Annotated in this window: 23 protein-coding genes; 10 read left to right on the forward strand and 13 right to left on the reverse strand. The window is 69.8% G+C overall.

Features of this window, described 5'->3' with window-relative positions:
• Nucleotides 1–2: 2 nt before the first annotated feature.
• Nucleotides 3–1358 carry an ABC-2 transporter permease family protein gene (locus tag RMN56_RS30535; protein WP_313721324.1) on the reverse strand — a complete coding sequence of 452 codons (1356 nt, stop codon included), beginning with the start codon at nt 1356–1358 and terminating at the stop codon, nt 3–5.
• Complete coding sequence (locus RMN56_RS30540; protein WP_313721325.1) at nt 1355–2293, reverse strand: ABC transporter ATP-binding protein; 939 nt, start codon at nt 2291–2293, stop codon at nt 1355–1357. The genes RMN56_RS30535 and RMN56_RS30540 overlap by 4 nt, the downstream gene beginning before the upstream one ends.
• Nucleotides 2294–3295: 1002 nt before the next feature.
• Between RMN56_RS30540 and RMN56_RS30545 the strand changes: the two genes are divergently transcribed.
• Nucleotides 3296–3727: a phage holin family protein gene (locus RMN56_RS30545; RefSeq protein ID WP_313721326.1), complete on the forward strand. Its 432-nt coding sequence runs from the start codon at nt 3296–3298 to the stop codon at nt 3725–3727.
• Complete coding sequence (locus tag RMN56_RS30550) at nt 3724–4194, forward strand: DUF3618 domain-containing protein (RefSeq protein ID WP_313721327.1); 471 nt, start codon at nt 3724–3726, stop codon at nt 4192–4194. Before RMN56_RS30545 ends, RMN56_RS30550 begins: the two co-directional genes overlap by 4 nt.
• A gap of 245 nt (nt 4195–4439) precedes the next feature.
• Here RMN56_RS30550 and RMN56_RS30555 read toward each other — a convergent pair whose 3' ends face one another.
• Nucleotides 4440–6398, reverse strand: a complete 1959-nt coding sequence (locus tag RMN56_RS30555; RefSeq protein WP_376787243.1) for a heavy metal translocating P-type ATPase — start codon at nt 6396–6398, stop codon at nt 4440–4442.
• Between the two features lie 82 nt (nt 6399–6480).
• Here RMN56_RS30555 and RMN56_RS30560 point away from each other — a divergent pair, with 82 nt between their 5' ends.
• The gene (locus RMN56_RS30560; protein ID WP_446685811.1) at nt 6481–6861 is read left to right on the forward strand and encodes an ArsR/SmtB family transcription factor; all 381 of its coding nucleotides are present in this window, start codon (nt 6481–6483) and stop codon (nt 6859–6861) included.
• 275 nt (nt 6862–7136) lie between these two features.
• Nucleotides 7137–7895, forward strand: coding sequence for a methyltransferase domain-containing protein (locus tag RMN56_RS30565; RefSeq protein WP_313721328.1), 759 nt, complete (start codon nt 7137–7139; stop codon nt 7893–7895).
• Between the two features lie 151 nt (nt 7896–8046).
• Here RMN56_RS30565 and RMN56_RS30570 read toward each other — a convergent pair whose 3' ends face one another.
• Together RMN56_RS30570 and RMN56_RS30575 are read right to left on the reverse strand one after the other, a co-directional pair.
• On the reverse strand, nt 8047–8451 hold the full coding sequence (locus tag RMN56_RS30570; protein ID WP_313721329.1) for a MerR family transcriptional regulator: 405 nt from the start codon (nt 8449–8451) through the stop codon (nt 8047–8049).
• A 145-nt stretch (nt 8452–8596) separates the two neighbouring features.
• Nucleotides 8597–9259, reverse strand: a complete 663-nt coding sequence (locus RMN56_RS30575) for a TetR/AcrR family transcriptional regulator (RefSeq protein ID WP_313721330.1) — start codon at nt 9257–9259, stop codon at nt 8597–8599.
• Between the two features lie 144 nt (nt 9260–9403).
• Here RMN56_RS30575 and RMN56_RS30580 point away from each other — a divergent pair, with 144 nt between their 5' ends.
• Nucleotides 9404–10669, forward strand: coding sequence for a DUF4386 domain-containing protein (locus tag RMN56_RS30580; protein WP_313721331.1), 1266 nt, complete (start codon nt 9404–9406; stop codon nt 10667–10669).
• Between the two features lie 170 nt (nt 10670–10839).
• Here the strand turns inward: RMN56_RS30580 and RMN56_RS30585 are convergent, their stop codons facing one another.
• Complete coding sequence (locus RMN56_RS30585; protein ID WP_313721332.1) at nt 10840–11964, reverse strand: DUF4236 domain-containing protein; 1125 nt, start codon at nt 11962–11964, stop codon at nt 10840–10842.
• 35 nt (nt 11965–11999) lie between these two features.
• Nucleotides 12000–12713 carry a TetR/AcrR family transcriptional regulator gene (locus tag RMN56_RS30590; RefSeq protein WP_313721333.1) on the reverse strand — a complete coding sequence of 238 codons (714 nt, stop codon included), beginning with the start codon at nt 12711–12713 and terminating at the stop codon, nt 12000–12002.
• Between the two features lie 125 nt (nt 12714–12838).
• Here RMN56_RS30590 and RMN56_RS30595 point away from each other — a divergent pair, with 125 nt between their 5' ends.
• Together RMN56_RS30595 and RMN56_RS30600 are read left to right on the forward strand one after the other, a co-directional pair.
• Nucleotides 12839–13750: a TIGR03620 family F420-dependent LLM class oxidoreductase gene (locus RMN56_RS30595; protein ID WP_313721334.1), complete on the forward strand. Its 912-nt coding sequence runs from the start codon at nt 12839–12841 to the stop codon at nt 13748–13750.
• Nucleotides 13751–13812: 62 nt separating this feature from the next.
• Nucleotides 13813–14562, forward strand: a complete 750-nt coding sequence (locus tag RMN56_RS30600) for an SDR family oxidoreductase (RefSeq protein WP_313721335.1) — start codon at nt 13813–13815, stop codon at nt 14560–14562.
• Nucleotides 14563–14875: 313 nt separating this feature from the next.
• Here RMN56_RS30600 and RMN56_RS30605 read toward each other — a convergent pair whose 3' ends face one another.
• The 5 genes from RMN56_RS30605 to RMN56_RS30630 form a co-directional block, all read right to left on the reverse strand.
• Nucleotides 14876–15280, reverse strand: coding sequence for a cell division protein CrgA (locus RMN56_RS30605; protein WP_313721336.1), 405 nt, complete (start codon nt 15278–15280; stop codon nt 14876–14878).
• Nucleotides 15281–15691: 411 nt separating this feature from the next.
• A complete protein-coding gene (locus RMN56_RS30610; RefSeq protein ID WP_313721337.1) occupies nt 15692–16114 on the reverse strand; it encodes a hypothetical protein in 423 nt (140 codons plus the stop codon).
• A gap of 359 nt (nt 16115–16473) precedes the next feature.
• The gene (locus RMN56_RS30615) at nt 16474–16800 is read right to left on the reverse strand and encodes a DUF6331 family protein (RefSeq protein WP_313721338.1); all 327 of its coding nucleotides are present in this window, start codon (nt 16798–16800) and stop codon (nt 16474–16476) included.
• Nucleotides 16801–16967: 167 nt separating this feature from the next.
• The gene (locus tag RMN56_RS30620) at nt 16968–17387 is read right to left on the reverse strand and encodes a DUF6086 family protein (protein ID WP_313721339.1); all 420 of its coding nucleotides are present in this window, start codon (nt 17385–17387) and stop codon (nt 16968–16970) included.
• Nucleotides 17388–17847: 460 nt separating this feature from the next.
• A complete protein-coding gene (locus RMN56_RS30630; RefSeq protein ID WP_313721340.1) occupies nt 17848–18369 on the reverse strand; it encodes a MarR family winged helix-turn-helix transcriptional regulator in 522 nt (173 codons plus the stop codon).
• Nucleotides 18370–18455: 86 nt separating this feature from the next.
• On the opposite strand from RMN56_RS30630, the gene RMN56_RS30635 reads away from it, so the two are divergent.
• From RMN56_RS30635 to RMN56_RS30645, 3 genes are read left to right on the forward strand one after another with little or no spacing between them, the layout of a single operon-like run.
• A complete protein-coding gene (locus RMN56_RS30635) occupies nt 18456–19046 on the forward strand; it encodes an NADPH-dependent FMN reductase (RefSeq protein ID WP_313721341.1) in 591 nt (196 codons plus the stop codon).
• A 40-nt stretch (nt 19047–19086) separates the two neighbouring features.
• A complete protein-coding gene (locus tag RMN56_RS30640) occupies nt 19087–20025 on the forward strand; it encodes a sigma-70 family RNA polymerase sigma factor (protein WP_313721342.1) in 939 nt (312 codons plus the stop codon).
• Nucleotides 20026–20081: 56 nt separating this feature from the next.
• On the forward strand, nt 20082–20639 hold the full coding sequence (locus RMN56_RS30645) for a dihydrofolate reductase family protein (RefSeq protein ID WP_313721343.1): 558 nt from the start codon (nt 20082–20084) through the stop codon (nt 20637–20639).
• Between the two features lie 19 nt (nt 20640–20658).
• Here RMN56_RS30645 and RMN56_RS30650 read toward each other — a convergent pair whose 3' ends face one another.
• Nucleotides 20659–21597: an inositol-3-phosphate synthase gene (locus RMN56_RS30650; RefSeq protein WP_313721344.1), complete on the reverse strand. Its 939-nt coding sequence runs from the start codon at nt 21595–21597 to the stop codon at nt 20659–20661.
• Between the last annotated feature and the right edge of the window lie 51 nt (nt 21598–21648).

Genomic DNA, 21648 nt, shown 5'->3' on the forward strand with positions numbered 1-21648 from the left:
AGTCATCCCTTCGTGGTGGGAAACAGTTCGACGTTGCCGTCGAACTGCCAGAGCGGGTTCGGTGCGTCCCCGGTCGGGGTCCGCACCAGGAAGTAGCCGTTGACTTCCTTCGGTCCGTCGCCGTCGGCCACGAACCGCCCATCAGGGGTGACGTCGAGCTGGTAGATGGCCGTCCCCGCGGCCTCGACGTCGGGGAGATGCCAGGAGACGACGCACCGCCAGTCGTTGCCCGGCCCTTCAGCGGCGAGCTTGCCGCCGCCCTTGTTGCACGTCGCCGTGGCGCTCAGCTGCGCTTCGGTGACGTCGGGGCGGTGAAGCTGCGCGGTCTGCATGCGGTAGAGGTGGGCGAATGCCGTAGCGACTGAGCGCTGCACCTTGTCCTGCTCGATCCCGGAGCCCGTGGCCGGCGTCGTCGCGGCGACGACGCCGACCGTCACGGCGAGCACACCGACCAGCGGCAGGACTCCGACGGTGACCGCGCGGCGCCCCGAGCCGTCAACAGCCAGGTTGGTGAAATCGCGCCGCACGAACAGCAGGTAAGCCAGCGCCGTCGCGGTCACGGCCCACACCAGGCTGACCACGATGCCGATCAGGAGCGGGCCGCGCTGCATCGGGCTGGTGAACAGACCGTTCCAGGCGATGAACGCGTAACCGGGCAGCGCGACGCGCAGGGCAACGGGCAGCGGCAGCATCTGCGCGAGCTGCATCGCGAGTGCCACAAGTGCGGGCAGCAGGAGTCCCATCGGGGACCGACCCAGGGCGACGGACCCCAGCAGTCCGATCGCACCCAGGGCCAGCGTCGGAGCGAGTACGCAGACCCAGGCGAGCAGGGTCTGCCCGGCGGCGTCTCCGGGCGTCAGCAGGTGCCCGTCGAGGCCAACCAGCGGGTGGTTGCCGACCGCCAGGACCCCGCCGGCCGTGCTGGAACAGGCAAGCCCGGCGACGAGGAGCAGGATGACGGTGAGGCTGGACAACGCCTTCGCGGCGAAGATCCGTCGAGGTGACCGGACCGCCACGAGCAGGTGGCGCCAGGTGCCGAGGCGGTCCTCGGAGGCGAACACGTCGCCGGCGACCACCGAGGTGAGCAGCGGGAGCGCCCAGGTGCCCGCGAAACCGAGCGTCACCAGCGGTCCGGCCCATCCCGTGGCGTGCATCCAACGACCGAAGAGGGTGTCGACCGGCAGCGAGCTCTGCTGGCTCACCGCGGCGACGAACAGCGCCGGCGCGATCCAGCAGGCGAGGACCAGCAGCCGGATCCGCCATTGCGAGACCAGCTTGACCAGCTCGAAGCGGTAGCCGCGCTTGATCGAGACGGGATGGGCGCCGACCGCGGGGTCGGCGGCGATGGTCGCGATCATCGGACGGCCTCCTGCTGTTCGGTGAGGGCGAGGAACGCCGCCTCCAGCGTCGACACCACGGGTGTGAGCTCGCGCACCGCGATGCCCGCGTGCACGAGCCGCACCACCAGTTCGTCGAGGGCGGGCACCGGCGCACGCACGACGAGCACCTCGACGTCCCGTGCACCGGCGCCATCGCCGACGTGGATCCCGGCTGTTTCGGCAGCCAGCTGGCGGGCGGCCTGCGGGTCGGAGGTTCGCACCCGGTAGTCGAGCTCCCGGTTCTCTGCGGCCAGCTTGGTCAGCGGACCGGTGAAGACGACCCGTCCGGTGGCGAGGATGGTGACCTCGGAGCACAGTGCCTCGAGATCGTCCATGCGGTGACTCGAGAGCACGACGCTTGTCCCGTCCTCCGCGAGCCGGGTGAGGACACCATGTACGTGCTTCTTGCCGGCCGGGTCGAGGCCGTTGGAGGGTTCGTCGAGCACGAGCAGCCGAGGCTTGGCGAGCAGGGCGGCGGCGAGCCCGAGCCGTTGACGCATGCCGAGGGAGAAGCCGCTCGCCCGGTCGTCCGCGACATCGGCGAGCCCGACCTGATCGAGCACGTCATCGATCCCCGCCGTCCGCGGGCCGTGGTCGCGGAGACCAGCCAGGGCGGCCAGGTTCTGCCTGGCGGTCAGCGACGGATAGAGCCCGGGACCGTCGACGAAGCCGGCGACACCTTCAGGAGCGGCGAGGGCCCGCGCCACCGGCGTACCCAAGATCTCCAGGTGGCCGCTGTCGGCGACGGCCAGGCCCAGCAGGAGGCCCAAGAGGGTCGTCTTGCCGGCGCCGTTCGGCCCGACCAAACCGTGGATCTGCCCCGGCGCCACATCCAAATCGACGCCGTCGAGCGCGACAGCGTCGCCGAAACACTTGGTGATGCCGCGAGCCCGGATTGCGAGTGCTGCGTCCATGAGCCCCTTCTTTCGTCGCCTTAGGCAACCTAGGGACGGGATCCAACGCAGGCAGGGTCCACTGTCTGAACGTTCGTGGAACGGGAGACGACCGAGTCCAAGGGGGCGGACGCGGAATCCATGGCTTCACGTCCTGTTAGGAGCGTCGCGGGAAGCTTGCGGACGGGTCTGGCCCGACAGTGCGGAATCGGCGGGCGGCAACGGCGACACCGGCGGCGGGGACAACGGTGGCGGCGACGACCCCCGCTTCAGCACATGTGAGAGGCCGACGATCACGGCTACGGCCCACACGTTCGAGCCGAGGACTCGGAGTACTACTGGTACACCGACCGAGACAACGAGGGAAGGTCTGCGAGTGGAGCCCACCTGCAGGCTGGCGACCCGGGCCTCACTGCTGCACGTCCGGCCGTCGCATGGAAGGCGCTCTCGGCGAAGGTTGCCGCGCCCGCTGACGTCCAGAGGGTTCGGGCCCGAGGCTGCACCTGTCTGCACTCGTCCGCCTCGGCCGCCACCGTTGATGGCGCCTGCTGATGTCGGGTCGCCGCTCCTCGCCTAGCGGCCGTGATTGTGGTGGTCCGTGCCGCTGGCATACAAGTCTGCCGATTAGGTGCATGACCCCGGGGATCGAGTCGGACAATCAAGGCCATGCGGACACGTTGGGTTCAGACAGCGATGATGGGGCGCCGGAGCCACTCGAGCATGCGGCAAGCGTTGATCCTTGCGTTCGGGGTGGGGGCGCTGACCGGGGCGACGGGCGCGCTGACTCTACGCCGTCGCAGGCACGCGGGTGACATCCCGGCGGCTGACGTCCCCGGCCACCTGGGAGACACCGCCTTGCCGCCTCTGGGCCGGCAATCCGACGAGCCCTTGCCGGGCTCAGTGAAGACGCCAGCGGTGCAGCAAGGCTGACCTGGTCCCGCAGCATCAGTCGGACCTGGCCGACCACACCACGTCGTTGGCGTCTCTGGCTATTCCGGTACGCGAAAACTAGTGAGGGCACGTATGCCAGAAGATTCCAGCGGCAGCTCTGGCGCTGCCTCTGCTGACACACCGGTCGCTGAGCTCGTGCAGCGCGCCACCGATCAGATCACCCGGCTCGTCCGGGACGAGCTGACGATGGCACGTGCGGAGATGACCGCAAAGGGCAAGCGAGCAGGCATGGGCGCCGGGCTGCTCGGCGGCGGCGCCATGCTCGGTTTCTACGGCGTCGGTGCCGTCGTCGCCGCGGTGGTGCTGACCCTGGGCGCGTTCATGCCGGACGCGCTGGCCGCCCTCATCGTCGCCGTCATCCTGTTCATCGCCGCAGCCGTGGCGGCGCGACGCGGAAAGAAGCAGGTCACCAAAGCCATGCCGGCCACGCCGACGGCGACCAGGGACAGCGTGCAAGCAGACATCGAGACGATACGCGGCGCGGCCGGTCGGAGGCAGCCATGAGCACGGCAAGCCCAAGTGATCCGGACAAGGTACGGCAGGACATCCAGCACACGCGGGCGGAGCTGGGGGAAACCGTCGCCGCCCTGGCAGCCAAGACCGACGTCAAGACCCGCCTCGGCGGCAAGGCCACCTCAGCAGCCGGTGGACTCCGGCAGCGCCTCACCACAGCCGGCCAGTCGGCGAAGACCTCGGCAACGCAGAGATTCCGCACGGTGAGCCAGAAAGCCTCCCAGCGCGCCGCGACCGCCAAGCAGAAGACCCGTCAGGCCATGACCACGGCACGCGGCTCGGCCCAAGCCAGTACCCAGACCACCGGCAAGACCGAGTCCACCGAGGTCACCTCCGCACGTGCCGTGACAGCGAAGGTCAGCACCGCGCTACGCGCCAAACCCGTGCCGGTCCTCGCGGCCGCCGGCGCCGCAGCCGCCCTCACGATCGTGGCCTACCGCCGCCGCCGGACGAGATGACCAACGGCGCCGCTGCGACCCGTGAGGCACGCGGTTGAGCGAAGAACCCCGGGTGTATGGGCTGCTTCGGCGGTGGCAGCGCTCGGGCGTGTGGTTACAGATCCTCACCGCTTGCAGGCCAGGGCGGACGCGGCCGGCTTGATCTGCTGGGAGGTCAACGTCGACTCGACGATCTGCCGGACTCGTCAGCACGCAGCTCCGCAGGCCGAGGCTTACCTGTAGTTCGTGAACTGGTGGTGGCTCTCTTACGTCGTTTGCCGCCAGCCTGATTGGCGTAGGAGCCGGAGGCCGTTGAGGCCGACGATGACGGTGGAGCCTTCGTGCCCTGCGACGCCCAGGGGAAGGGGCAGGTGGCCGGTGAGGTCCCAGGTTACGAGGACGATGATGAACGCGGCGGCGATCAGGAGGTTCGCCTTGACGACTCGGCGGGCTCGCCGGGACAGGGCGATCATGGCGGGCAGGGCGCTCAGGTCGTCCCGGACGAGCACGGCGTCAGCGGTTTGCAGGGCCAGGTCCGATCCCTGGCGGCCCATCGCCACACCGAGCTCGGCGGTTGCCAGGGCGGGGGCGTCGTTGACGCCGTCGCCGACGAGAAGAACCCGTTGCCCCCGGGCCTGGACGTGGCGGACCCTGTCGACCTTGTCGGCGGGCAGCAGCCCGGCGTAGGTGTCGGCGATGCCGGCTTCGGCGGCGAGGTGTCGGGCCGCGCCGAGGTTGTCGCCGGTGAGCAGGACGGGGGTGGCGCCGGTGAGGGCGGTGAGGGCTTCCACGGTGGCGGCGGCCCGGGAGCGGATGTGGTCGGCGAGTGCGAGGACGCCCCACGGCCGCCCGTCGACGACCACCACCACGGCGGTGTGGCCGGCGCCCTCGACGTGGGTGACGACGTGCCGGGTCTCGGCCGCGACGTGGTCGGGTAGCTGGTCGAGCAGGCTGGGTCGGCCGACGGCCACCCGCCTGCCCTCGATGAGGGCAGTGACGCCGTGGCCAGGGGTGGAGTCAAAGTCGCCTGCGGGCGGGACGGGAAGGCCACGTTCCTGCGCGGCGGTGAGAACTGCCACCGCCAAGGGATGCTCGCTCGGGTCTTCCGCCCCGGCGGCCAGCCGCAGCAGCTCGGTGGTGTCGACGCCGGCTGCGGCGTGGACGCCGGCGAGGCGCGGGCTGCCGGTGGTGAGGGTTCCCGTCTTGTCGAATGCCACCAGGCTCGTGTCGGCGAGTCGTTCCATGACCAGGGCTGACTTGACGAGCACGCCGTTGCGACCGGCGAGCGCGATGGCGGACAGCAGGGGTGGCATGGTCGCCAGCACCACCGCGCAGGGCGAGGCCACGATCATGAAGGTCATGGCGCGCAGCAGGGTGGGCTGCAGTTCGGCGCCGAGGGCGAGCGGAACGCCGAACAAAGCAAGGGTCGCCACGACCACGGCCACGGAGTACCACTGTTCGACCTTCTCGATGAACAGCTGGGTCTTCGCCTTGGTGGCGGAGGCTTTCTCCACCAGAGCGACGATGCGGGCGATCACCGACTCGCCGACCGGCCGGTGAACCTGGGCGATGAGGGAGCCGGTCCCGTTCAGGGTGCCGGCGAACACCTCGTCGCCGGCCGTCTTGGCCACCGGCAAGGGCTCACCGGTGATGGTCGCCTGCTCGACGTCGCTGGCGCCGTCCAGCACCAGGGCGTCAGCAGCGATCCGCTCCCCCGGCCGGATCCGGATGATGTCGTCGACGGCCAGGTCCGCCGCTTCGATCACCTCCTCCTCACCGTCGGGCAGCAGCCGGGTGGCCCGCTCGGGCGCCAGGTCGAGCAGGGCGCGCACCGAGTCGGCGGTCCGGGCGGTCGCGACCGCCTCCAACGCTCCAGAGGTGGCGAAGATGACGATCAACAGGGCACCGTCGAACACCTGCCCGATGCTCGCCGCGCCGACCGCAGCCACGATCATCAGCAGGTCGACGTCCAGGGTCCGCTCAGGTAGCGCGCGCAGGCCCGCGAGCGCCGGCTCCCATCCCCCGGTGACGTAACACGCGAGGTACAGGGCCCACCACAGCGCCGGGGGCGACTCGAGCAGTTGGGCCACACCGCCGAGAGCGAACAGCCCGGTGGCGATCGCCGCCCACCGCACCTCAGCCAGCGACCAGAAGCGGGCGACGAGACCGGGGCCGGCGGGGCGGCCGCTGATGACAGGTGGCGAAGAGAGCGTCGAGCTGATCACGACAAGCCACAATACCTGCGTAGCTAGGAAGGTAAGCAGGCAGATGTGCAGACCAGTTCTGGAGCACGGCTATGGTGGCTTCGTGCACACCACGCTGCCCGACTTTCAGATGCCCAACGAGGAACAGGTCCATCTGGCCGCCGAAGGCTTCCGAATGCTCGCCGACCCGACCAGAATCAAGATCCTCTGGGCCCTGCTCCAAGGCGAGTCGTCCGTGGCCTGCCTCGCGGAACTCGTCGGAGCGAGCCCCACAGCCGTCAGTCAGCACCTCGCGAAGCTGCGTCTGGCCGGCCTGGTCAGGGGACGACGGGAAGGAACCTTCGTGCACTACTCCGCAGCCGACAGCCACGTACGTGCGCTCCTCGCGGAGGCGCTGTTCCACGCCGACCACGCGGATCACCCGGACCGCCACGCCGACGACCGACACGTGCACGAGACGAAGGCCGCAGCCGACCTCGGTTGACGACATCGGCCTGTGGGCCTGGTCCGACCCGCTGGCTTCCCGCTACCCCGGGGCACGGCCGGCACGGCCGGGCAGCTGCGGTCCAGCCTCTCAGGATCGTTCGCCACCCGCAGCTGAGCCGATTCCGCCGAGCAGCAGGCGGTGGGGCAGGTGCACGCTGTCCACCCCCGCGCGCTACGGGCAATTCCCACGTCATGCGAGCTATCGACGAGGCGCTGTCCGCTGGTGGGACGGCCCCTTGACTTCAGGTCGACCTGAAGTCGGAGGGTGCATCCATGAGCGAAGACACGATGAAGGCCGCTGCCGGGCTGATCGCGCGACTCGACGCCGCGGAGACCGAGGCGGGCCCGATCCGTCTACGACACCGCAGCTACGAGCTGCTGGAACCCTCCCCCGGCGCTTCCGTCGTCGACGTGGGCTGCGGAACGGGACGCGCGGTGGCCGAACTCAACCACCGTGGCGTCGCCGCGATCGGAGTCGACCCGGACGAGCTGATGATCGCCACGGCCCGCCGCCGCTGGCCGGGGGCCGAGTTCCGGATGGGCAGCGCCGAGTCTCTCCCGCTCCCCTCTCAGGCGGTGTCGGGATACCGGGCGGACAAGGTCCTGCACGTGCTGCCGGACCCCGCCGCCGCGCTGGCGGAGGCGCACCGCGTGCTGAGCCCGGGTGGGCGGATTGTGCTGGTCGGCCAGGACTGGGACGCGCTGATGATCGACTCATCCCACTCTGACCTCACCAGCGCGATCGTGCGCAGCCAGGCCGGCTCCCTCCCGAACCCGCAGGTGGCCCGGGCGTATCGGAACCTGCTCCTGGACGCCGGATTCCAGGACGTCGCCGTCGAAGCGCACACCGAGATCGTCACCAAATCCGGATTCCTGCCGATGGTCGAGGCCTTCGCCGCCAAGGCGGTCACCGCGGGCAGCGTCACCGCTGAGCAGAGTGCTGTCTGGGTGCGGGACCAGCAGTCCCGGGCGAGCATGGGACGGCTGTTCGTGGCCATACCGATGTTCGTCGCCTCAGCCCGCCGCCCGTGATCCCTTCGACCCGAGATACCGGAGGAGCGGCAGCTGCCAGGCTCCTCACTTCAGGTTGCGAACGGACCGACGGGTGACTGGCCGGCGCCGACGGTGCCGGATCGTTGGCGGGCCGTCGCGACACGGTCGTCTGTGGATATCCGCCGGCGCGTCATGCGGGTACGTGAGGTGCGGCCTGCGGCCCGATTCGCGCTCGGACCATGGCCTGGTAGTGCGGGCACGCGGTGAAGTCCTCGTGCTCGCACTCCAGGCCCCCGTCGATGAACCGCAGTGAGTCCTGCAGGGCGTCGATGCGTGCGACGAGGTCCGCGCGGTGACGGAGCAGGATCTCCCTCCGCCGCTCCGGCACGGCGGAGGTCAGCAGATCACGGATCTGCTCCAGCGACAGTCCCGCCTCCTTCGCGCGCAGGATCGTCGCGACCCGGTACAGGTCGGCCGAGCTGTAACGGCGGCGTCCCGCCACGACCCGAGCCGGCATCAGCAGCCCCACCGACTCCCAGTGCCGCAACACGTGGGTGGCCAGCTCGAACCTGCTGGCAATCTCACCGATCGTCATCGTCGCCTCGTCGCCTGGCTGCATACCGACCGACCCTAGGCGGCCATCAGAGAAATCACGGCTAGCCACCCGACGCCTCACATCAACCGCCCCCTGCGGCCGCCGACCGGCAGGGCAGCTTCACCGTCGGGCCCGGCAGTAGGACTTACGAGATAGGCGTGGCACCGCCGTGTACCGCCAGTGCGTCGAGGATCAGATCAAGGCCGAATTCGAACTGCCCGCCGAAGTGGTATCCGGGCTGCTGGACGTGCTGCGTGGCGAACTCGACCAGATGCGGGTAGTCGCCCGCCGCGAAACCTTCCATGATCGAATCCGCCACGGCGTTGGCGGAGCCCGTAGTGTCGAACGGCAGCGACGCCTCCTGCAGCACGAATCCGTAGACGTACGCGTCGACGATGCCGTACGCGTGTGCCGTCATCTGTAGCGAGAAGCCGCCGGCTCGCAGCACGCCCAGCATGGCGTCGTGATGGCGCAGGGTGGCCGGCCCAGGACTGGTCCGGGTTTCGACCAGGGCCAGCGCCCAGGGATGCCGCGCGAGGACCGTACGGGCCGAGAGGCATCTCCGGCGCACCTCGGCGCGCCAGTCGCCGCCCACCTCGGGGAGTTCGATCTCGGCGAAAACCCTGTCGACGAGGGCGTCGAGGAGATCGTCCTTGTTACGGATGTAGTAGTACAGCGACATTGGCTTGGCGTTCAGCTCGGCGGCCAGCGACCGCATGGTCAACGCCCCCACGCCGTGCGCGTCGGCGATGCCGACCGCGGCCTGCAGCACCCGCTCGCGACTCAACTGCCGTGCTGGCTCGCCCACCCTCTGGTTCCCGTCTTTCTGGCTTCCGTTGACCGGCCTCGCCGCCAAGGCTATCGTACTTAGTACTTCTTACTTAGTACGAAAGCCTGTGAGGCGAAGATGTCCCTCCGCGTGACCGGCAGATGCGCCGGTGCGTTCTTCCTGTTGGCGTTCGTCTCCTACGGCATCGGCAGCGCTCTCGCCGGGCAGGTCGCCGGGACGGCGCTAGTGGTGCTCAGCTCCGTCATGGTGGTCGCCATCGGCGTGCTGGTCTTCCGGGCGCTGCGCCGATCGCATCCGGGGATCGCCTGGGCGTACCTTGTCGCGCGCGGCGCGGAGGGGTTCCTGCTCACCGCCGGGATCGTCCTGCGGAACTCGGTCGGTTCCGGTGCCGCCGACATCGCATACCAGCTGGCCATGCTGTCACTGGGGCTGGGCAGCCTGCCGTTCTGCCTGGCCCTTCACCGGCAGCGCTGGCTGCCGAGCTGGCTGGCCATCTGGGGATCCGTCGGATACGCGCTGCTGGCGGCCGGCGCGGCCGCCGAGCTGATGAGGACCACGGTCGGGCTCGTGCTGGCGATCCCGGGTGGCCTGTTCGAGATCGTCTTCGGCCTGCTGTTGCTCGCCCGCGGCTTCGCGCCGTCCACCGCTGTGCAGCCCGGTGCCGCTTCCCGCGGGCCGTCGAGCGCAGCGGCGGCCGTGGAGGGCGGCTCCCGGGTAAGCCGTGCGGCGCTGGCCGCCGGGCTCGGCCTGCTGCTGATGGCGGTTCTCGCTGGGCTGGCCAACTTCGGCGTCGTGGACCGGCTGGTCTCCACCGAAGCCGTCGAGACCACCACCCAACTGCTGTCGAATCAACGCGCATTCGCCCTTGCCGTCACCGCTCTGTTCGCGGTGGCCTGCCTCGACGTGCTGGTCGCCTGGGCGCTGCGGGCGTTCTTCGACGACACCCACCGCACCGTCCCACTGCTCTCCGCCTGGTGCCGCACCGTATACGCGGTCGTCTTCGCCGCCGCGATCACGCACCTGGTCGCCGCCGCTGGTCTCCTGCGTGACGGCGCGGCGACCGACCAGATCGCCCCCGGTGTGCACGCGCAGATCACCGAATTCGAGGAGATCTGGAGCATGGGCCTGATCCTGTTCGGCGTCCACCTGCTGATGATCGGGTGGCTGGCATGGCGGTCTCGCACTGTGCCAACCTGGGTGGCGGCGCTCGTAGCGATCGCCGGCGCGGGCTACCTCGCTGACTCGATCGGAGCGCTGGTCTCGACCGCGTACACCATTCAGGTCGCCGCAGTCACGTTCGTCGGTGAGGTCGTCCTCATGGTGTGGCTACTCGTGTTCGCCGCGCGCTCGCACCGCCAAGCGCCGGTCCAACGTGGACGGGGATCCTACCCGCCAGCCGCAGCTCGCATGATCGGCCACCGCGTGTAGGTGATGGCTCCGTCGTGTGCCTGGTCAGGGAAAGACTTCGATGGCGGGCCCTGCCCCGGTGCCTGACCGCGGCCGGCCGTCCAGTCCATCCGGCGGCCTCGGTCAACCCCACCCGCCGTGCTGTCGCATCGGCCGGGGGGCACGCAGCGGTCAGCTCTTGGCTGATCGGCCTACTGCTCGCCGGTCAGCTCAGCAAGGTCGACGGCGTTGAGGAGTTCGGCGAGCGCGGGCTCGGTGGCGAGGTTCAGGGGCTGCAGTTCGCCGGTGCGGGCTCGCGGGTTGAGTATGAGCTCGGTGCTGGTGTCGTTGACGATTTGGGCTGCGTCGGCTGTCTGCCACTGGACGCCGTTGAGTGCTCGGCGGCCGAACGTGGCGGCGAGTAGGCAGGAGACACGGGGCCGGCCGTAGCTGTCGGGCCCGTCGTGGCGCAGGACGGCGACGCGGGCGGAGGCGATCGCGGGTGCGACGGCGAACGCTTCCCGGACGGTGACGAGGACTTGGCCGCACACGAATTGTCGGTAGTAGGCGGCGCGGTCGCGCTGCGGGAGCTTGCGCAGGGACAGGTTGCCCGCCTGGGTGGTGGTGGGCATGCGTTCGGGCACGACGTGGTCCACCCCGGGTACGAGCACCACGAGGGACACCTCGTCGGCGAGGACGCCAACGGCGGCACTGGGTGCCTCGTTGTCCTCGAAGGCTTCCTCCAGCGTGTCCAGGACGACCTCGGGCGAGTTGCGGCACAGTTGCTGCCACCGCTGGTCGAGGTATTGCTGCCAGGCTGCCTGCTGTTCACATCGGGTCGTCCACTGCCGTTGCATCTCGGACTCGGTCCACCCGGCAGCGAGTTGTTTGGCCTGAGCTCGTTTCGCGCGCTCGAAGAGGCCGATGCCGGCCAGGGCGTGCTGTTCGTAGTGCTTCTGAATGCTTTCCCGGTCGGGGGGTGCTGGTTGCGGTGCGATGGGTCGGGTGGCTGCGGGGAAGTCGACCCGGTGCAGCTCCAGGATGCGGAGGAAGGCTTGGGCCAGGCGTTGGGCCTCCTCGACTCGCTGCGCGTGTGCCGCTTGCCTCTGCTGGGCCGCGATCTGCCGCTGATAGGTCGCGGCCGACGTCGCCCGACCGCTGGAGCGGCGGCCGCCTCCCAGGGAGGTGTAGAAGCCGACGGGACCCGCGCCGGTGGAGAAGCCGGTGCGGCCGGCGCCGAAGTGTACCCGGGCCGCCCGCGGGCCGACGCTGGTGCGGATGCCGCGAGAGGAGGCACGGATACGCACCCCAGGTGCCAGCTTGATGGAGAACCCCATCAGCCGACGGTAGGCCCTGGCGCTTGAGCGGTCGTTCAGCCTGTTACCTGACCGCTGCTCCGCTGACCGGCCGCACCCGGGGTCCCTATCGGCCACCCTCGAGTGCCCGGCCCGGCACCATCGCCGACGCTGGCCGCTCCGGGCGGGCGCGCACCGGACGCGGCGGCGAAACCGGCGAGCGCGATCTCGGCCGCCTGGTGCAGGTCTGCGCGGCTGACCCCGGCGGCGGCGTGTACCGCCTGACCCTCGGTGACCACCATGACGAAGCGGGCGAGCGCGGCCGGGTCGGCGTCGGCGGGTAGATCGCCTTCGGTGACGGCGCGGGTGAACCGGTCGGCGAGGGCGCGCTCGCCGGCCAGGCGGCTGGCGGCGAGGAACGCGGCGACCGGTGTGTTCTGGGTGGAGCAGGCGGTGCCGCCCTGGATCGACAGGCAGCCGGCCGGACGGTCGGGGCGGGTCACGGCGAGCACGTTGTCGTGCAGCAGCGCCGCGACGACCTGGTACGCGGTGGGTTGGGCCAGCGCGTCACGCGCGTACCCCATGTCCTGTTCGGCGTAGCGCGCCACCACCTTGCGGAACAGTTCCTCCTTGCCGCCGTAGGCGGCATAGAGGCTGGGCTTGTTGATGCCCATGGCGGCGGTGAGGTCGTTCACCGACGTGCCCTCGTACCCCTGTCGCCAGAAGACCTCCGTTGCGCTCTCCAGCGCCGCGTCGGCGTCGAAACCCCGGGGCCGTCCTCGTTGTCGCACGCCCACCACCTCCCGGCGCTCATGCTACTCGGCTCCCAACCGATCGGTACAGAAATTTGCGGGCCAGGTCAGCGGTTGCTACCGTCAGATGCGTACCGATCGGTACAGAATTATTGGAGGATGGTGTGGCGACTCAACTGGACACCTCGCTGCCCGCGGTCGGGGTGTGGAGCACGGAACTGCGTGGCGCCGCCCACCCGGCCGTCCGGGACGCGGCGACCGAACTCGACGAGCGGGGATTCCGGGCGCTGTGGGTGCCCGGCCTCGACGGAGGCGGAGCGGTCGACGACGTCGACCACCTGCTGGAAGCCGCGCCACACGTCACAGTCACCCTCGGTGTGCTGGCGATCTGGGGCCAGGAACCGGTGGCCCTGGGGAACCGCCTCGCCGCGTTGGACGCCGCGCACGGGCCGCGGACGGTTCTCGGCTTCGGGGTGAGCGACGCCCACTCGGCCGCACGGGCGGGGCAGGACTACGGCCGGCCGGTCGAGTCGATGGGCCGCTGGCTGGACGCCCTCGACGCCGCGCCCCGGCCGGTACCTGCCGGGCGGCGCATCCTGGGTGCCCTCGGGCCGAGGATGGCGGACCTGGCAGCCGCCCGAACGGCAGGGTGGCATCCGTTTCTCGTGACGCCGGACTACACCGCGGCGCAGCGGGAGCGCCTCGGCGCCCAGCCACTGATCGCCCCACACCTGGCGGTCGTCCTCGACCGGGACCCGGAGCGGGCCCGCGCCGCCGCTCGGGCGGGAATCGGCATGTTCATTGACTTCCCGGCGTACCGGGCCAACCTGGCCCGACTGGGGTTCACCGAGGACGACCTGGTCCCTGGCGGCAGTGACCGCCTGATCGACGCCCTCGTCGCCTGGGGCGACCTCGACGCGGTGAGCGACCGCATCCGTGAGCACCTGGACGCGGGCGCGGACCACCTCGCCCTTCACGTACTGCGGCCCGACCAACCGGATCGACCCGCGCTGCCCCTGCCGCAGTGGCGTGACCTGGCAACTCTCCTGCCGAGCTTCACCCCCGCAACCCCTTGACCACCGGCCGGCGCACCCGCGGTCGGGACAACCGCACCAGAAACGACAGAAGGAGAACCATCGTGGGACAGCTTGACGGCAAGACCGCCCTCGTCACGGGCGGCACCACCGGCATCGGCCTGGCCGCCGCCCGCCGCTTCGCCGCCGAAGGCGCGTACGTCTTCCTCACGGGCCGGCGCAAGGGCCCGCTGGACGACGCCGTGGCGAGCATCGGGGCCAGCGCCACCGGCATCGCCGGCGACGTGAGCAGCCTCGACGACCTGGACCGGGTGATGCAGGCGATTCAGGACCGAGGCGCGGGGCTCGACGTGGTGTTCGCCAACGCCGGAGGTGGAGAGTTCCTCCCGCTCGGCTCGATCACGGTGGAGCACTTCGCGAGCACCTTCGACAACAACGTCCGCGGCACCCTGTTCACCGTGCAGAAGGCCCTGCCCCTACTCAACGCGGGCGCCTCAGTCGTGCTGACCGGCTCGACGGCCGCGGTCAACGGCACCCCCGCATTCAGCGTCTACGCCGCCTCGAAGGCCGCGATCCGCTCGTTCGGCCGCACCTGGGCCGCAGAGCTCGTGGACCGGAAGATCCGGGTCAACACCCTGATCCCCGGTCCGACCGAGACACCGGGGGTCGCGGGCCTGGCGGCCAGCCCGGAGGACGCCGCCGGCCTGATGCAGGCCATCGCCTCGGGCGTGCCCATGCGCCGCATGGCCCACCCGGACGAGATCGCCAACGCCGCGCTCTTCCTCGCCTCCGATCAGAGCAGCTACATGACCGGCAGCGAGATCTTCGTCGACGGCGGGCAGCAGCAGATCTGATCGACGGCAGCAATCGGCCCGCCCGCGACACGGGCGGGCCGACTTGCATTCCGGTACGCGTCACGGGTCGATGAGTACCGCCGTCGATTGCCGTTGCGCCGGTGGATGTCTGCACCGGTCGACGACCTCGTACCTTCTGATCCAGAGGTTCAAGGTTCGAGTCCCTGGCGGCCCACTCCTCCACAGCTCAGCGGCCCTTCGCGGGGCCGCTGTTGCGTTCATTAGGGCCGGTACAGCAGCGAAGTACTGTTGCCTGGGGGCCAAGGGGCCGACGAGGACCAGGTCCAGGCCATCGCCAGGCGTTCGCGGGTCATCATTGCCGTTGGGTGCGGGCCGCCACCAGTAGAACAAGACCGGTCACGGTCAGCACGGAGCCAGCACAAATTCCACTCAGGCCCACTAATACGTTTCCGCCCTGCCAGGAAGAGACCGGATACGCCGCCTCGGAGAAGTAGTACACGGCGAGCCACAGGATGCCTGCCGCCAAGGGCCCAACGATACCGAGCGCCATCAGGAGGATCCCTGCCGCGATCAATGGCCTCAGCCGTGGCCGTTCGGCGCTGCGTAGGTTCTGACTGGCCGCAGAGGGGCCTCCCGTCCCCATCGCCACGATCCTGTGGATCTCGTCTCCTGAGATGCCGAAGCGTTGCTCGATATGCCCGACGTCATCTCCAGCCGCGTACGCGGCGATGACCTGTTCGTCACGATCCACAGTCATGCCATCCGATCGTAGCTGGTCGATCACCTCCCAGGACGACCAGGAATTGCGCCGTCCAACAACTGCTGAGCAGCCAAGCGAGCAGCCAAACCGGCGAGCAGCAGCGGATGATCGCGGACGGCACGTCCGGCACGACGTTCAGGCGGTGAACCAGCGCCCGGGGACTGACTCGTAATGCCTAGGCCGCCGGCGACCGCCGACGGCCCCAGAGGTGGAGCCCGGGTCAGGCGGGCGGGGTGGGGCAGCAATGAGAGAACGAAGGCAGAAGTAACGGCCAGCAGTAGACGTACACGGGACAGCACAGCGGCCATGGTTGGCAACACGGAACGGTGTCCGACCGCACCCAGCGGTGAGGCCCAGGTGCGTTCACACCGAAGAGGTCACTGGTTCGTTCCCATGTTGAAGGGCGCGTCAGGAATGACGGAACCATGCTCGGGCGGAGGCGGGAACCAGCACGAGCAGCGCCACCAATGCGCCGTACGCTATCGGCAGGAATCCGAAATCGCTGGATCCGAGCGAATTTAGCCCCGATAGCAGAACCAGCACGCCGAGCACCACGGCCACGATCCGGGATCCCCGCCATCCGCGCCACAGCCCGTACCCGATTGACGCGCAGACAGCCACGCCGACCAAGGTGAGCAGTAGCACTGGCACCAGATTCCGGGCCTCGAACTCGGTCAGCACCAGGACGAGTAACCCGAGTGGCACCAGTGCGCCAGCGGCAACGAGCAGTGCGGCGATGAGCACCGGCGCGGGTGGCCGGGACGAGACCGAAGCGGTCCCGCCCGGAGAGCTGCCAGTAGCAGCTCGACGGCGATCATTACCGATGTCCATACCGGACAAGCTATCCGACAAACGCGCGAGCGGCAGACCCAGCCCGGATGACCTCGTACCGCACCCGATCAGGCCGGCTCGCCGGCAATCCAGAGGTTCAGGGTGCGAGTCCCTGGCGGCCCGCTCCTCCGCAGGTCAGCGACCCCGATCGGGGTCGCTGTTGCCCTGATCGGGGCCGGTACAGCGGCGAAGTACAGCAGTGGACCAATGGTCAGCCTGACTTCCCTGTCGGGGATGCTCTCGACCGGTCCCTACCGTGCTCGGCAGCCAGGTGGCACGGCCACTCACGCCGTGATCAATCCGATTCCCAAGCTGACAGTAGCCTCAGAGAATCAGTTCGGATGGACCACCTCGACCGGTCACGACGCGTCGCCGGCCGCCAGTCCTGCGTCGAAGGCGGCCAGGAAGTCCAGCAACTGACGCCGCGCGGCGTCGTCGTGTGTGCGGTGGTTCAGGAAGGTCGACGTGACGCGGTGCGACCGGCCTTCGACCACCTCGATCAGTTCGGCGAGTTGAAGCCGAGCCTCGACCACCGCGACCGACCCCACCTGACGGCACCACGCCTCGATAAGGGCGGGATCGGTGGAGATGGCGTCAATTCCGCAGCACGCGCGGACACACTCGACCTCGCAAAAGATGATGCACTTGCTCAGGGGCGCTGGTATTTCGACCGACACCTCAACCATTGCCGCTCCTTCCGCTGAGCCCACCGCGACGGTGGCCTCTACTCCAGACTCCCCGTTGAGAGCAGCCGGTCGTCGTCCGTGGGGAAGCCCCAGAACACCGGCTTGTCGTCGTACTTCAGATCCGCCTCCGCCCACTGCGGCGCGGCGGACACGATCACGTGATGTGGTCAACGTGGCATGGCTGCGGCGTGCTTGCTGGCGAGTTCGTATAGGCGCGCGGGGTCGCCCAGGGGGCGGATTCCTCCTGGGCCTACGGCGACGTCCCTCGGGTCCAGCGTGGCTGCGGCCTGGAGCGAAGGCACATTTCGGCCGGCGCGGTCGACCATAACGAGCGCGGTGGCGGTGAAGCCTTCCAGCAGGGACCTGAGGATTGCGTGGCTTGAGGACAGGTACTGCGCGACCAGTGCATCCACGAAGCTGACGAACACGTCGAGGTCGATCTCATAGTCGTCGGCGCGCATTGGGCCGATCCCGGTCGGTACGTCAACCAGTTCAGCGAGCGCCTCGCTGGTGCAGGCGAACCACTCGGCCACTCGGTTGGAAGGGTTCCACAGGACGAGGTCGCCCGCCTGAAAGTACTGACTCATATTCTGATGATCACGGATTGGGGATCAGACGTGCGACCCGCCCTGCCGACGCCTCCGCTTCGGAAGCGACCTGCCCTGCCGGAGCCGTCATCCCATTCCGATCAACCGCGGCCACTGGCCGAGCCAGGATGCGCCGCGATGACGACACACCTCCCGGTCACCCCGGCTTGGACGTGCGGCGGTTGCGGTGCCGACTGGTCTTGCCAGACCCGGCGGCGGGAGCTGCGAGCGGAGTACGACCACGCCCCGGTGTCACTGACCCTCTACCTGGCAGCCCAGATCGTCGACGCCGCCCAGGACCTCACCCACGTCCCCGCCGGCCACCTGCACCACCGATTCCTCGGGAACCCAATGAGCATCCTGGGACCCGGCGACGAAAAGTTCCACTACAGCGATGGCTCGCACAGGTTGGTTCCACCGAACCCGGACTCTCCGGCCTGTTCGCCGGCAATCCGAGGGTTCAGGGTTCGAGCCCCTGGCGGTCCGCATGGGCCCGGCCACGCGGAGCCGGGCCTCCGGTGCGGGAGATGCCGGTCAGTCCGGCCGCGTCGGCCACCCGCTCGGCGATGTCCGTGAGATGGGTCAGGTCGTCCTGGTCGAGCTGATCGAACAGCACCCGGCGGACCGTCTCGACGTGCCCCGGCGCGGCGGCGGTGATCGCCGTACGGCCGAGGTCGGTGAGGTGGACCAGTGTGCCCCGCCGGTCGGTGGTGCTGTCGGACCGCGCGACGAGCCCGCGCTGCTCCATCCGCCGGAGCTGGTGGGCGATGCGGCTGCGGTCCCAGCCGATGCTGGCGGCCAGGTCCCGCACGCGCAGGGCCTCCCCGCGCTGGGAGAGCGGGACCAGGACGTCGTAGTCGGCGGGCGACAGGCCGGCCTCGGCGAGCTGACCGTCGATCGCCACGTCGAGCGCGCGCCGCATGCGCAGGAAGGCCAGCCACAGGCGTTCTTCCTCGGGGTTCAGCCACCGCGGTTGGGTCATGCGTCACAGTCTACGGCGAATTGCTGACACGTCAGCATCGTGTGGTTAAGTTGCTGATACATCATCAACTTCGAGGAAGCGCGAGCATGCCTACCCTGCAGATCATCATTGCCAGCACCCGGCCGGGCCGGCTCGGCCTGCCGGTCGCCGAGTGGATCAACACCGTGGCCGTGAAGCACGGCGGCTTCGACCAGGTGGAGCTCGTCGACCTCGCCGAGTGGAACCTGCCGTTCATGGACGAGCCGAACCACCCGCGCCTGCGCCGCTACGTCCACCAGCACACCCGGGACTGGAGCGCCACGATCGACCGGGCCGACGCGTTCCTGATCGTCATGCCCGAGTACAACTTCGGCTACACGGCGCCGCTCAAGAACGCGATCGACTACCTCGCGCACGAGTGGGCGTACAAGCCGGTCGGCCTGGTCAGCTACGGCGGCGTCAGCGCCGGCACCCGCGCCGCGCAGATGATCAAGCAGGTGCTGACCACGTTGAAGATGACGCCGATCCCCGAGGCCGTGCACATCCCGTTCGTCGCCCAGTTCGTCGACGACGACGGCGCACTGCGACCCAACGAGACCATGGAGGCCAGCGCCGAGGCGATGCTCGACGAGCTGGTGCACTGGACCTCGGCCCTGACCCCGCTGCGGGAACGCGCACGGCAACACGCGGCCGGCTGACCGTTCTCGGGGGTGTCACCGGCTCTGCCAGGATGGGCGGGTGGAGTTCGAGACCTACCGGGGTGAGTTGATCGCCTACTGCTACCGGATGGTGGGCTCGTTCCACGAGGCCGAGGATCTGGTGCAGGAGACGATGCTGCGGGCGTGGAAGGCCCGCGACCGGTACGACGACGCCCGCGCGTCGGTACGGACCTGGCTGTACCGCATCGCCACCAACGTGTGCCTGACCGCGCTGGAGGGGCGTGCCCGGCGGCCGTTGCCGTCGGGCCTGGGCGCGCCGAGCAGCGACCCCGGAGCGCCGCTCACGCCGGTGCGGGACATTCCCTGGCTGCAGCCGTTTCCCGACGCGCGGGTCGACGCCGACGCCCGGGCGGGGCTCCGGCTCGCGCTGGTGGCGGCCATGCAGACCCTGTCGGCCCGTCAGCGGGCCGTGGTGCTCCTGCGCGAGGTGCTGGAGTTCAGCGCCGCCGAGGTCGCCACGCAGCTGGGGAGCACGGTCCCGGCGATCAACAGCGCGCTGCAACGCGCCCGCGCCACCCTCGCCCAGGTCGGCGACGTGGACGAGGTCACCGAGCCGGACGACCCACGGGTGCGGGCGGTGATCGACCGGTACGTCCGCGCGTTCGAGGCGGCGGACGTACCGGCGCTCGTGCGGCTCCTGACCGACGACGCCGTCCTGGAGATGCCGCCGGTGCCGCTGTGGTACCGGGGCAGCCGCGACTACGGCCGGTTCATGGACCGGGTCTTCCGGATGCGCGGGACGGGCTGGGTCATGACCCGACTCACCGCCAACGGGCAACCGGCGCTCGCCGCGTACGCGCCGCAACCCGGCGGCGGGCACCAGTTGCACACGGTGCAGGTCCTCACCGTCGCCGGGGGTCTGGTCGCGCACAACGTGGTGTTCGCCGACCCGGCCGCGCTCACGGCGTTCGACCTGCCCACGCAGATTCTTCCCGACGAGTTTCGCCCGCCGCGATGAGTCCGGCCGGCGCCGCCGGTAGGTACCGGTGAGCGTCGACCGAAGGGACTTCCGCCGTGAGCGTCATCGTCATCGAGTTCATCACCCTGGACGGGATCGTGTCCGACCCCGACGGGTCCGCAGCCACGCCGACCGGCGGTTGGGCATTCCGGTACGGCCCCGAGAGCGTCACCGGAGACAAGTTCCGCCTCGGCCGCGTGCTGGACGACGGGGTCATGCTGCTGGGCCGCACCACCTGGCAGTTGTTCTCCCGAATCTGGCCGGGACGCGACGACCCCTTCTCCGCGCGCATGAACGGGGTGCCCAAGCTGGTGGCCTCCCGGTCGCTGACCGACACCTCGGCGTGGGCGAACTCCCGCCTCGTCGACGGCGACCTCGTCGAGGTCGTCAGGCAGGAGCAGCGGGACGTCATCGTCACCGGCAGCCTCAGTGTGGTGCGGGCGCTGCGGACCGAGGACCTGATCGACGAGTACCGGCTGCTCACCTTCCCCGCCGTCCTCGGCACCGGCGAGCGGCTCTTCCCCGCCGGCGGCCCGCCGACGGACCTGGAAACCGTCTCGGTCGAGCGCGTCGGCGCGGCGGTCCTCACCCGCTACGGCAGGGCCGCCCGGTGACGTCCCTCCCCCGCCGGTCTCAGATCGCCGTCCCCGGCGGGGACTTCAGCAGTGTCGCCACCTCGGGCAGGTAGCCGCCGCGACCCGAACGCAGAGCGGCGGCGGCCACGCGGACCAGGTCGATGTTGACGCCGGCCGCGCCGCTCGGGTCGTGCACCTTCAGCCGCACGTCCAGGCTCACCGCCGTGCCGCCCCAGCCCTGCGCCTCGACGTTGAGGTGGGCGATCTTCTGCGAGCCCAGGTGCGGAAGGTAGCCGAGGGGAGCCATCTGGACCTTGTCGGATCCCACCGCGTTGGCCTTGGACTGCTGCTTGGTGTTGGGGTTCTCGACCAGGTTGCGGAAGTCCTCCGTGCCGCCCAGGTTGACCTGGTAGGAGCTGACCAGGGTGAGGCCGCGCTCCTCGATCAGGCGCAGCAGCGCGTGATGCACCACGGAGCTGCCGAACTGGCTGGCCAGGTCGTCGCCGAGCAGCGGCAGGCCGGCCGCCTCGAACCGTTCGAGCATGGACGGCTCGCGGGCCACCCCGTCCGAGGTGGTGTTGACGAACGCCACCCCGGCCAGCAGCGCCGCCTCGGCGTAGGCGCGGGCGGTCTCCGGCCGGCCGCTCGGCGCGGAGTAGAGCAGCACCTCGGCGCCCTTCAGCGCCTGCGCCACCCGCTCGACCTCCGTCGCGTCCACGAGACCGCGCTGCACCGTCACGCCCGACGGCGGCAGGTCCGCGTCGAGCCGGAAGTTGTTGGGCGGCAGGAGGATCGCCTCGTGCAGGTCCCGGCCCACCTTGGCGTCGGAGATGGCGAACGCCGCGACGACGTCCACGTCCCCGACACCCAGCCCCGCCAGCTCGGCGCGGTGGACGCCCACCAGGCTGCCGGTGCGGCGATAGAAGTTGAGGCCCTGCACCAGCGCCGAGGTGTTGTTGCCCACGCCGACGACCGCGACCTTCGCACTTTCGATCATGGCAGGAGGCTACCCGGACGGTCCGCTCGTCATGATCCGGTGGCAGCCGGG

The organism is Micromonospora halotolerans (assembly GCF_032108445.1).
Taxonomy (GTDB): domain Bacteria; phylum Actinomycetota; class Actinomycetes; order Mycobacteriales; family Micromonosporaceae; genus Micromonospora; species Micromonospora halotolerans.

Bases quoted from the DNA above. Each gene is read 5' to 3' on its own strand.
- RMN56_RS30630 (WP_313721340.1), bottom strand. From the start codon at position 18,369: ATGACCCAACCGCGGTGGCTGAACCCCGAGGAAGAACGCCTGTGGCTG.
- RMN56_RS30550 (WP_313721327.1), top strand. From the start codon at position 3,724: ATGAGCACGGCAAGCCCAAGTGATCCGGACAAGGTACGGCAGGACATC.
- RMN56_RS30620 (WP_313721339.1), bottom strand. From the start codon at position 17,387: ATGAGTCAGTACTTTCAGGCGGGCGACCTCGTCCTGTGGAACCCTTCC.
- RMN56_RS30585 (WP_313721332.1), bottom strand. From the start codon at position 11,964: ATGGGGTTCTCCATCAAGCTGGCACCTGGGGTGCGTATCCGTGCCTCC.
- RMN56_RS30535 (WP_313721324.1), bottom strand. From the start codon at position 1,358: ATGATCGCGACCATCGCCGCCGACCCCGCGGTCGGCGCCCATCCCGTC.
- RMN56_RS30650 (WP_313721344.1), bottom strand. From the start codon at position 21,597: ATGATCGAAAGTGCGAAGGTCGCGGTCGTCGGCGTGGGCAACAACACC.
- RMN56_RS30570 (WP_313721329.1), bottom strand. From the start codon at position 8,451: ATGACGATCGGTGAGATTGCCAGCAGGTTCGAGCTGGCCACCCACGTG.
- RMN56_RS30605 (WP_313721336.1), bottom strand. From the start codon at position 15,280: ATGACTGTGGATCGTGACGAACAGGTCATCGCCGCGTACGCGGCTGGA.
- RMN56_RS30540 (WP_313721325.1), bottom strand. From the start codon at position 2,293: ATGGACGCAGCACTCGCAATCCGGGCTCGCGGCATCACCAAGTGTTTC.
- RMN56_RS30545 (WP_313721326.1), top strand. From the start codon at position 3,296: ATGCCAGAAGATTCCAGCGGCAGCTCTGGCGCTGCCTCTGCTGACACA.
- RMN56_RS30635 (WP_313721341.1), top strand. From the start codon at position 18,456: ATGCCTACCCTGCAGATCATCATTGCCAGCACCCGGCCGGGCCGGCTC.
- RMN56_RS30610 (WP_313721337.1), bottom strand. From the start codon at position 16,114: ATGGACATCGGTAATGATCGCCGTCGAGCTGCTACTGGCAGCTCTCCG.
- RMN56_RS30565 (WP_313721328.1), top strand. From the start codon at position 7,137: ATGAGCGAAGACACGATGAAGGCCGCTGCCGGGCTGATCGCGCGACTC.
- RMN56_RS30615 (WP_313721338.1), bottom strand. From the start codon at position 16,800: ATGGTTGAGGTGTCGGTCGAAATACCAGCGCCCCTGAGCAAGTGCATC.